This is a genomic window from Roseisolibacter sp. H3M3-2 (assembly GCF_029211165.1).
In the GTDB taxonomy this organism is placed as follows: Bacteria; Gemmatimonadota; Gemmatimonadetes; order Gemmatimonadales; family Gemmatimonadaceae; genus Roseisolibacter.
Genome location: NZ_JARGEK010000599.1, coordinates 1 through 1,820, shown reverse-complemented (window position 1 = coordinate 1,820; position 1,820 = coordinate 1). Strand labels below are relative to the sequence as shown.

Genomic DNA, 1,820 nt, shown 5'->3' with positions numbered 1-1,820 from the left:
GCCCGTCGGCCAGCTTGCGCGACTGCACGACGCCGGCGCCGGGCGCCGCGACCGTCCACGCGTCGCCGCCGTCGCGCGCCAGCACGACGACGTCGGCGCCGTGGCGCCGCTTCAGCTCCGCGACCTCGGCGCTCGCGCGCAGCGCCGCGAGGTCGCCGTCGAGCGACGCGGCGTGCCCGAGGGACGCCAGCGCGCGCACCGCCGCGCCCCCCGCGAGCCGCGCGACGCGGCGCACCTCGGCGTTGCGCAGCGCGGCGTTGGCGAGGTCGATCCCCTTCGCGACCTCGGCCTGCATCGCCTGCTCGTCGCCGCCGAGCGCGCTCGCGGCCTCGGTGGTGTAGAGCACCAGCACGGCGACCTCGGGGCCCGCGGCGGCCGGCGGCGCGGTGTCGGGCGCGCGGCGCAGGTTGCCGCAGGCGACGGGGGCCGCGGGGTCCTCCTCGTAGGCCTCGAGGCGCTCGTCGCGGCCGTAGCGCACGTGGTAGTTCCCCGACGGCGCGAAGACGCTGAGCGTGAAGGTGCCGCCGTGGAGCACGAGCGAGAACGTGCCCGGCGGGTCGCCCGCGCCGTCGCCGCCGACCCGGCGCGCCTCGCCGGCGAGCACCGTCAGCGCGCCCGACGTCGCGGCGGCGGCGGGGCTGCGGCGCAGCGTGAGGTGGAAGGTGACGTCGGCGAACGGGACGACGGCGACGGTGCGCGCCGGCGCCTCCTGCTGCCCCGCGAACACGCGCTGCATCTCGGCGAGCAGCGCGCGGTCGAAGCGCACCGGCCCCGCGCGGCGCGTCCCCGCCGCGACGTCGGCCGCGTCCAGCGCGCGCGGCGGCGACGGGACGGTCGCGGGGATCCCGGCGGTCGGCGTGAGGAGGACCTTCACCGGCTGCGCGCCGGCGGCGGCGGCCAGCAGCCACGAGGCGGCGCCGGCGAGGCGGGACGGGAGCGACATGCGGAGCGCGGGGCGGGCGGGTGGGGAGGGAACGGGGCGGGCCCCGACGGACTACGGCGCGCGCGTCAGAAGCGCTCGCCGCGCTCCTCGCGCGCCTGGCTGCCGACGGGGCGGATGCGCGTCCACATCGTGTGGAAGAACAGCGCCAGCCCGGCGACCTGCGCGAGCCCCGCGAGCACGACGCCCCAGCGCAGCCAGCGCCCCTCGACGGCGGGGCGCAGCAGCTCCCCCGCCACGCGCGCGGCGGTCCCGCCGGCCACGAGCCAGTACGCCGCCCCGGCGGCGCGCGGGTCGTAGCGCGCGTCGTCCTTCGCGGGGCGCGGGAACATCCACAGGGCGACGCCGAGGATCATCAGCATCACGAAGCCGACGAGGATCGCGTGCGCGTGCGCGCTCACGAGGTACGGCGTCGGATAAGCGCCGGCGAGCTCGCGACGCGCCAGCATCCAGAGGCCGAGCGCGAGCCCCGCGGCGAGGAAGCCGATCGCGGTCTTGAGGAAGCGGCGGACGAGGGAGGTCATGCGGGCGCGGGCGGGACGCGGTGAAGCATCCCCGGCGGCGCGGCGCCGCTCCGTAGGCGGAACCCCGATTCGCCGTCGGGGCTTTCCCGCGCCCGCGACCGCGCCCGCTACTCCGCCCCGCGCAGGATCGGGCCGATGCGCGCGCGGCGCGCGGCGCCGAGCTTCGCCATCACCTGCAGCGTGTGGTTGCGGGCCGTGTGCTCGCTGACGCCGAGCCGCGCGGCGACCTCGCCGTTCGAGCACCCGTCGGCGAGCAGGCGCGCGTCGGCGGCCAGGCGCGCGGTGAGGCCGAAGCGCGCGGCGAGCGCGCCGCCGTCGGGCCACGCGTCGGCGGGGGCGGGCGCGGGCGGCGCGCC

The 1,820-nt window shown here is 79.6% G+C and carries 2 protein-coding genes and 1 pseudogene; all 3 read right to left on the bottom strand.

Going from position 1 to position 1,820, the window contains the following annotated elements; all coding sequences use genetic code 11:
* A pseudogene (locus PYV61_RS24960) lies at positions 1–943 on the bottom strand (hypothetical protein); the annotation flags it as partial.
* Positions 944–1,008: 65 nt separating this feature from the next.
* Positions 1,009–1,464, bottom strand: coding sequence for a cbb3-type cytochrome c oxidase subunit I (locus PYV61_RS24955; RefSeq protein WP_275836590.1), 456 nt, complete (start codon positions 1,462–1,464; stop codon positions 1,009–1,011).
* Between the two features lie 107 nt (positions 1,465–1,571).
* Positions 1,572–1,820, bottom strand: a 249-nt coding sequence (locus tag PYV61_RS24950) for a helix-turn-helix transcriptional regulator (RefSeq protein ID WP_275836589.1), incomplete at its 5' end; no start/stop codon positions are given.